Source organism: Kurthia zopfii (assembly GCF_003143955.1).
GTDB lineage: Bacteria > Bacillota > Bacilli > Bacillales_A > Planococcaceae > Kurthia > Kurthia zopfii.
The window spans coordinates 19,990-27,755 of sequence record NZ_QFVS01000037.1; the positions used below are offsets into that span (position 1 = coordinate 19,990).

Consider the following 7,766-nt stretch of genomic DNA (forward strand, 5'->3'; position numbering starts at 1 on the left):
TTTGTTATGGATTCCTCTTTGTTTCGTATGTAAAAAAAGTGGTTCTCTTATATATGTTGGAGTCTTAAAACAATTCACGTTGTAACTTTCGGAAATAACGAAAGAAAAGTGAAAAACGCTTGTTCATATGCGGAAGGTCTGGAAAATTCGAAGGAAAAGTAAAAGCCCCATCACTTTTCCCCGAGAATTTGAAGAGCTGAAAGCATATAGCGTTTGGAGCTAGACAAAGAAAGGATTGCTTCACACTTGTTTTTCGGCAGGAGTCATCGTTATTTCTTTCAATGTTGATCTATGTGAAAAAGATCAAAAAAAGCACAGTTTCACCAATTCCTTTATACATAATAAGCTAAAGAAAGGTTAAGTATGCTACATAAATATTCCAGAATAAAAGATGTACGAATCAAAAAATTTGAGAGGAAGAATGCCCTTTATATTGAGATAACTAAAGATTCTCATACTTGTCCATTTTCCCATGACATTATTTCGAAAGTATATGATAATCGAATACAAAGAATTATCCATATAAATGGTTAGAAAGATTATCGGTGATTTACTATAAACGCCGTCGTTATTCTTGTGGAAAGTATTAAAAACAAAACAATAGTTATGAAGTGCGCAATACATATGGCAATAAATGATTTGATCGATTTAGAACAAAAAAAGTGAATGAAATCAAAACGAATTTCACTCACCTCAACAATTCGAACAGTGCCTACGCATTATATGCAGGGCTCAACTGTTCAATCCAATGTAATTGTCTTTTCTCTAACTCTTTCTTCATGTCGAAGTAGCCTGTTTCCGGTTGTTTAATCACTTCGATCACTTCAAACTTAAAACCACCCTCGCCAAGTTCATTCCAATCGGCTTGGAGCTTTTTAATATTATGCGTATTTGTTTTCAATTGAAATTGTATGCCATTCAATCTTTTTAAGTTATTCAATTCTCCTACATATACATCCCCTGATTGAGTGTTCGTTATTGTATAAATTCCTGCTTCAATCTTAATTTCCTTATACTGTTCTTTTAACTCTTTTCGGTGATCCATTATTTTTCCTCCTGCTCGATTAACCAATATTCACTGCCGTCATCTGTTCGATTCATAAATTGGAATTCGAATAAATCTCGACGAATCGTTACAAAATCTGGCCAAAATTGTTTGATTACTTCATTGATTTGTTTTTCTGTATACTTCTGATTCCTAGAAAAATTTGAAGCGATTACTTGCAATACGACTCTTTTCTGCGCTTGTTTTCGAGGATAATAAGACATCCCTTGAGCGATACCATTAAGAAATACTTGCGTAATAACCCGCTGTTCTTTTTCATTCATCATTTTTTCACCCAGTAGGCACTTCCATCAGTTTTACGATCTAAAAAGCCATATTCAATTAGATAACGGCGAATCGTTACATAATCTTCGTACATTTTTGAAATATGCTCATTTAATTGTTTTTCACTATATTGCGCAGCTTGATCCAATGTCGCAGCAATCGCACGTAATACGATGATTTTATGCTTCTGCTTTTTCGGAAATCGAATCAATTCTCCCTCTAATCCATTCGGGAAAACCTTCTGCAAAACTTCATCTTCTTCTTTTTTCGTAATATTAAAGCGGTCATCCACCATTGTCGCTGTACGATGAATCGGCATAAATTGTTCTGGATTTTCTTCTCGTTCTTTTAATAATGCCATTAAAGTAAGCAATGTTTTCGCCTGCTTCTCCTTTTCTCGCAAAGCAAATCGATGTTGGCGAATCGTCGATACACTGCCAATTTCCAAGTTTTTCTGAATCTCTTGATCGCTCTGCCCTTCGTAAAAGGCTTTCAGTAAATTACTTTGATGTTCCGTTAAGCCAGTCATCTTCTTATTCAATTGAATAAAGTAGTCGAACACTGAATCATGCTTCTCTTGTATATGATGTTGCATGAATTTTTCAGCCTCGTATAATACATCGTTTTTTTGATAAATGATGCCTTTTTCAATTGAATGCTCACAAAGAATACAAGTAAATTGATCTTGCTCTTCGATATAGCCTTTTTTCATTTGTTCAATGGTCGCTACTTCAAATAAATCTTCTCCCACTTTGTTCACCTCACGTATTTTCATAAACACATCTTCTCATAGTTTATTTATTTTGTAAACATTATATGTTTTTGTTTACAAAAAAAGAAGCAGCAAGTTCTTCACTCACTACTTCTCTCTCATCCAATTTAATGCTTTTACTAATACTTCATGATTCAAAATCCCCGGGAAAAAATGCGTCAAATCTGGGTAATACCATGTTTCTACTACTTTTCCATGCCCTTTTAATGACTTCTCTAGTAAATGAGCATGCGTAATTTTCACATTGTCATCTAATGCTCCATGAATAATTAGCACAGGGAGATTAATCTCATTCGCACGACGAATTGCTGAACGTTGATCATAAACGTCCGGTATTTTCGTAGGTGTTCCCCCAATGACCCGCTTCATCATTCTTCTCATATCCGTACGTTCTTTATACGTTAGACGAAGTGACGATACGCCTCCCCATGTAACGACTGAAGTGAGATCATCTCTCAAAATAGCCGACCAAAGTGCCATGATGCCCCCTCTTGAAAAAGCGAATAGATGGACTCGATCCGAAATACAGTAGTTTTTTAGCAATGTAATGCCGTGCAGCACATCGTAAACATCTGTCCCTCCGAATTCATCCTTCCCTTCTCCTCCGCGATTACCGCGGTAATATGGCGCAAATACGACAAATCCTTGTGAAGCAATTTCCGCGATACGTGCTGGGCGTACCATGCCGATTGATTGAATGCCACCACGCAAATATAGAATACCTTCATACTGACCTGCTTCTACAGGCTGTGCCAGCATCCCTTTGACACGAATCCCTTCAGACCAATACGTAATTTCCGTCAATTTCACATGTGGATTTGGCGAAGGATATGTTCTCGCAAATTCAATTTCTGCATTAACCTTCAAGTAGACTCACCTTCTCTAACATTTTTGTCATACCTAAATCCTTCATATAAAAACTCAAATTAGTATGTGCTATTAATTCCTCATCTGTTAAAAGTACCGCGCCATTCGTTTCTTTTCTTTCAAAATCTGTTGCGAAACTTTCGACATAACCATAGAATACAGCTTTCGCAAAAGGCTTCTCACATTGCACATAGTACGTCGCCAACCACTCAAATTGTGCCATGACTGCTCCCGTTTCTTCTAACACTTCACGTGCCACAGCTTCTTCTAACGATTCGCCTGCTTCTACTTTGCCACCTGGGAACTCGACACCTCTAGTTGGATGTTCAGTTAAAAGCCATTTCCCCTCATACTTTGCAAGCATTAACACATGCTTTGGTTCGATGGAAAAAGCAGCTTTTTTGAATGATAATTCTACACCGTAACCGTTTAAATCTGTATATGTAAACATTCGACATCACTCCTTATTAGTAGTATAAGCGATTTCTATGTTAGGAAACAAAAAAAGAAGCACGCATTAAGCGCACTTCTATCATTTTATACAGATTGATCGAATAATATGCCACGCGTTGGATCCTGTGCCACCGGTAGTTCATTCATCGCTTCGATTAGCGCATCTGCATTTTGCGTTTGCATATCCATCGCTTTACTAACAACACTTAACTGCACTTGTTGTTGTAATTGCATCGATGCCATCGCCATTGAGATTTCATCCATTTGAATCACCTCTTATACGACTGTTATCGGCATAAATCTGTCAATTTTAATTTTATGTAAAAATTGTGTTGTTACAATTTTCATTTGCTAAATATCAAAAAAGACTATTCAATCTGCTTAGAAAAATTGTATGTTATTCTAGCAATAAACGTTATAAAGTAGGTTATTATATGATGAAAAAGGTTATTTTTTTCGAGGTATAAGGTGGTAGCAACAAAGGTCCCGATGGTTATAGAAAAGATACTTTGCCAATGGTACATGCTTTAAAACAGGGAGGTTTTGCTGCAGAGGTAATATTTTATGAACTTGAAAGACAGCAGGAAATATTAAACTATGTTTTAGCAAACGGTGTGGCCTATGTTTCCCGAATTAATCCAGGAAACTTAAAGCATGAATTGGCATACTTACTATGCTCTGCCAACTTTGTGATGATGGCTTCTTCAATATGCCATATCCAGACGCTATGATCGGTTACAGCGCGAAGGATGCCCTCGTAAAATTAACTAGTATGATACTTTTGCTTACTATACACAGCAATAGTTCCTTGAGCAGTTCACTGCGAAAGGGAAGCGCGTACTCAAGCAAAATCGCGGATCTACAGGTGAAGGGATTTGGGGTGTGTCAATTGTGGAAGTTGAAGCGGATCTTCCTCATACAAACACGAAAATTTACTGTACGGAAGCAAAGGATAATCATGTGGAATACTGGGAACTTGGAGCTTTCATGGGATTTTGCGAAAAGTATATTTATTAGTGATAATGGTATGTTAGTCGATATGCCATTCCTTCCTCGAATTAAAGGATTGAAATTCGACTATTGATATTGCAAGACCGTCCAATCAATGTTGTCCATAAGAAACCATAGGATGATGGGGATGCTTTCAGCGCAACATTATTCTCTGGTGCTACGTATCGATACGACTCACCCGAAGATTGGCAGCCACTTGTGACATCATTTATAATTCAACTACCCGAAATTACGTCGCTGCTTGGTAATTACGATTTACCACTGATTTGGACGGCTGTTTTCATTTTAGATACGTGTGAAGATGCTTCTGATTGCTATATTATTGTTAAGATGAACTGTTACTGTGCTGACTTCACATCATATTTAGAACTAGCACATGACGTTGCCGAGTCAATTATTGAACGAATTGTTACTACTACTTCCAGCACATAGCAAAAGAGAGGCATCATAAATATTATGACACCTCTCTTACTTTATTATGCTCTTTTACCAGCCATTGCTTTCATTATGAAAGAAACAATTAATATTAGTACGATACAGCCGATTAGCGCTGGGAATACGTAAAATTTACTTACTTGCCAACCCCAGTCCCCTAAGATGACGCTACCTAACCATGCACCAATAATACCTGCGATAATATTCCCGATGACTCCACCAGGAACATCCTTTCCTACTATAAGTCCAGCTAACCAACCGAGAATACCCCCGATAACAATATACCAAATAAATGAAAACATAAAATCTACTCCTTTCATAAACTATATATTTATATTACCTCAAAACAATAATAATAAACAATTTTTGTCACTTTTCCGTTGCAGACAGTTACAGTTATAAGCATTATACTATAGTTACATACAGTATTTTAGTACAATATATTTATCAGTGGAGGTCTTTTCATGAATATTGCTTGGGTTGCTATATTACCAGTTGCATTGCTGACAATTGCACTTGCTTGTTTTTTAATTTTCTATGTCATCAAGAATAGTAAGCATAATACTCACAAAACCATCGACCCGAAACCAACTGAACAATTTGATTTTAAAAAGGACGATTCCGTGTGAAACATATTATTATTTTGATTTTCCGCTTTTATCAAAAAGCCATCTCTCCATTAAAACCACCTAGTTGTCGCTTCTACCCAACCTGCTCTAATTATGGCATTGAAGCCTTACGTACACATGGTGCGATCAAAGGAACAATCTTAACAATTTATCGGATTTTAAGATGCCAACCTTTCTCAAAAGGCGGCTTCGATCCAGTACCAGAAAAATGGCCATCGAAAAAAAAATAAATTTTCGATGGTTTTTCTATTGTCAAAATCCGATTTATCTAGTATATTAACAAATGTAAATCGTAATGATTACTATTTAAGGAGGACAACATGAAAAAAATATTATTACTTTCTTTTGTTGCTGTATTGACTGTTTTTATGACAGCATGTAATTCTAGTACAACAACAAAATCAAATGATAAAGTCTCAATCTACACGACGGTATACCCGCTTCAATATTTCGCTGAAAAAATTGGTGGCGATCACGTCGACGTAAAATCCATCTACCCACCCGGTTCAAATGAACATAGTTTTGATCCAACACAGCAAGACATGATGCACTTAGCTGATGCTGATTTATTCTTCTACATAGGGCTTGGACTTGAAGGCTTTGTGACGAATGCGAAGAAAACATTAGCCAATGAAAATGTAGAACTTGTCGAAACAACTGCGAAAATTGATCATAGTAAATTCGACGTGAGTACTGCTTCAAAAGAAGAAGAACATGATCATGAACATGAAGAAGGCGAGCATGACCACTCTCATGGCGACACAGATCCACATGTATGGTTATCACCAATTATTTCACAAGATTTAGCGAAATCAGTAAAAAATGCATTAGTGAAAAAAGATGCGAAAAATAAAGCTGAATACGAGAAAAACTATGACGCTCTAATTGCTGATTTACAAAAACTTGATGGCCAATATAAAGATATGGCGAAAAATGCGAAAACGAAGGAATTCTTCGTATCTCACGCGGCATTCGGTTATATCGCTGGCACATACGGACTTCATCAGCATTCAATCGCAGGATTAAATTCTCAAGATGAACCTTCGCAACAAGAATTAACAAAAATTGCAGATGAAGCGAAAAAAGAAAATGTGAAATACATTTTATTCGAGCAAAATATTTCATCAAAACTTTCAGAAGTTATCCAACACGATATCGGCGCTGAAAGCTTAACAATTAATAATCTAAGCGTTCTAACGAAGGAAGATATCGCAAGTAAAAAAGACTATCTTTCAATTATGGAAGATAACTTAAATACTTTTAAAAAAGTATTACATTAAAAAAAAGCCAGTTCATTCGATGAACTGGCTTTTACTATTAATAAATTTCTTTCACACAAGTAGTCGCTTCACCGTGATCATACGTTTGTTCGATAAATTCAATTTGCTTTGAGTTCGCTTTAATAACCGTCGTACATCTCGTAGAATAGACTTCACGTAAGACAAAAATAGATGATAGCTCACGTTCCATCTCCAACCCTGCGCCTGTATGCGGCAATCGCTCATCAACTGGCTTCTCCACATCTTTACCAATTGCGACAAGGTCATCTGCGGAAGCATCGTCCTGAATCGCAACATTTACTAATTGCTTCATTCTCTCCACTTTCGGCCAAGGCGTATTCAAAGTCGCATTACTGACACAATGCACACCTGCTGTCATCTCTTGTAGATCATCGTGAATATTATTGTAATGCATCATTTTTTCACCATCATAGACGATAACATTGAAAGGACCATTTGAACCTCTCATGACTAAAGTCACGAGATTCTTGGGAAGAGAGCATACTTGATCGCGTATTTCTTTACTACCAGAGGATTCTCTTATTTACCAAGCTAGCCCCGTAGTCCCTACGGTTGTTGTATACTTTATACTAATTTGTGTAATCTAAGACCTTCGGTCAGAATATTGATACTAGCATTAATATCTCGGTCATGATGTGCATGACAAATAGGACACGTCCAATCGCGAATATTTAGAGCTTTCTTGCCATCTTTGTATCCGCACTCTGAACAAATTTGACTTGATGGGAACCATTTGTCAATCTTGATAATTTCACGACCATACCAGTTAGCCTTGTACTGCAATTTTGCAACAAAACTAGACCAAGATACATCTGAAATACTTTTTGCTAGCTTGTGATTGCGCAACATACCTTTTGTATTTAAGTCTTCCATACAGATTATATCGTGATTTTTGATAATGTCTGTACTTAACTTATTCAAAAAGTCAGTGCGTTGGTTCATCACTTTTTCGTGCAACTTGGCTACTT

The 7,766-nt window shown here is 36.6% G+C and carries 12 protein-coding genes and 1 pseudogene; 4 read left to right on the forward strand and 9 right to left on the reverse strand.

Annotated features, from left to right (window positions below; genetic code table 11):
• Positions 1-712: 712 nt before the first annotated feature.
• The 6 genes from DF281_RS11940 to DF281_RS11965 all read right to left on the reverse strand — a co-directional run bounded on the left by DF281_RS11940 (position 713) and on the right by DF281_RS11965 (position 3,686).
• The gene (locus tag DF281_RS11940; protein WP_109350492.1) at positions 713-1,045 is read right to left on the reverse strand and encodes a GIY-YIG nuclease family protein; all 333 of its coding nucleotides are present in this window, start codon (positions 1,043-1,045) and stop codon (positions 713-715) included.
• The gene (locus DF281_RS11945) at positions 1,045-1,332 is read right to left on the reverse strand and encodes a DUF2087 domain-containing protein (RefSeq protein ID WP_109350493.1); all 288 of its coding nucleotides are present in this window, start codon (positions 1,330-1,332) and stop codon (positions 1,045-1,047) included. Before DF281_RS11945 ends, DF281_RS11940 begins: the two co-directional genes overlap by 1 nt.
• Positions 1,329-2,090, reverse strand: a complete 762-nt coding sequence (locus tag DF281_RS11950; RefSeq protein WP_370447852.1) for a DUF2087 domain-containing protein — start codon at positions 2,088-2,090, stop codon at positions 1,329-1,331. Before DF281_RS11950 ends, DF281_RS11945 begins: the two co-directional genes overlap by 4 nt.
• A gap of 99 nt (positions 2,091-2,189) precedes the next feature.
• Positions 2,190-2,969, reverse strand: coding sequence for an alpha/beta hydrolase family protein (locus DF281_RS11955; protein WP_172461968.1), 780 nt, complete (start codon positions 2,967-2,969; stop codon positions 2,190-2,192).
• Entirely contained in the window at positions 2,959-3,420 is a 462-nt protein-coding gene (locus DF281_RS11960; RefSeq protein ID WP_109350495.1) for an NUDIX domain-containing protein, read from the reverse strand. Before DF281_RS11960 ends, DF281_RS11955 begins: the two co-directional genes overlap by 11 nt.
• 86 nt (positions 3,421-3,506) lie before the next feature.
• Positions 3,507-3,686: a putative motility protein gene (locus DF281_RS11965; RefSeq protein ID WP_109350496.1), complete on the reverse strand. Its 180-nt coding sequence runs from the start codon at positions 3,684-3,686 to the stop codon at positions 3,507-3,509.
• A gap of 930 nt (positions 3,687-4,616) precedes the next feature.
• Here DF281_RS11965 and DF281_RS14910 point away from each other — a divergent pair.
• A pseudogene (locus DF281_RS14910) lies at positions 4,617-4,865 on the forward strand (Cj0069 family protein); the annotation flags it as partial.
• 44 nt (positions 4,866-4,909) lie between these two features.
• Here the strand turns inward: DF281_RS14910 and DF281_RS11975 are convergent.
• Complete coding sequence (locus DF281_RS11975) at positions 4,910-5,170, reverse strand: GlsB/YeaQ/YmgE family stress response membrane protein (RefSeq protein ID WP_109350497.1); 261 nt, start codon at positions 5,168-5,170, stop codon at positions 4,910-4,912.
• Between the two features lie 162 nt (positions 5,171-5,332).
• Here DF281_RS11975 and DF281_RS14775 point away from each other — a divergent pair, with 162 nt between their 5' ends.
• From DF281_RS14775 to DF281_RS11985, 3 genes are all read left to right on the forward strand, one after another.
• Positions 5,333-5,497, forward strand: a complete 165-nt coding sequence (locus tag DF281_RS14775; RefSeq protein WP_166636135.1) for a hypothetical protein — start codon at positions 5,333-5,335, stop codon at positions 5,495-5,497.
• Entirely contained in the window at positions 5,494-5,727 is a 234-nt protein-coding gene (gene yidD, locus DF281_RS11980) for a membrane protein insertion efficiency factor YidD (RefSeq protein WP_109350498.1), read from the forward strand. The genes DF281_RS14775 and yidD overlap by 4 nt, the downstream gene beginning before the upstream one ends.
• A 90-nt stretch (positions 5,728-5,817) precedes the next feature.
• Positions 5,818-6,777, forward strand: a complete 960-nt coding sequence (locus tag DF281_RS11985) for a metal ABC transporter solute-binding protein, Zn/Mn family (RefSeq protein WP_109350499.1) — start codon at positions 5,818-5,820, stop codon at positions 6,775-6,777.
• A gap of 37 nt (positions 6,778-6,814) precedes the next feature.
• On the opposite strand, the gene DF281_RS11990 is transcribed toward DF281_RS11985, so the two are convergent.
• On the reverse strand, positions 6,815-7,246 hold the full coding sequence (locus DF281_RS11990; RefSeq protein WP_109350500.1) for an NRDE family protein: 432 nt from the start codon (positions 7,244-7,246) through the stop codon (positions 6,815-6,817).
• A gap of 116 nt (positions 7,247-7,362) precedes the next feature.
• The coding region (locus DF281_RS11995; RefSeq protein ID WP_146191514.1) for an RNA-guided endonuclease TnpB family protein at positions 7,363-7,766 on the reverse strand (404 nt) is incomplete at its 5' end.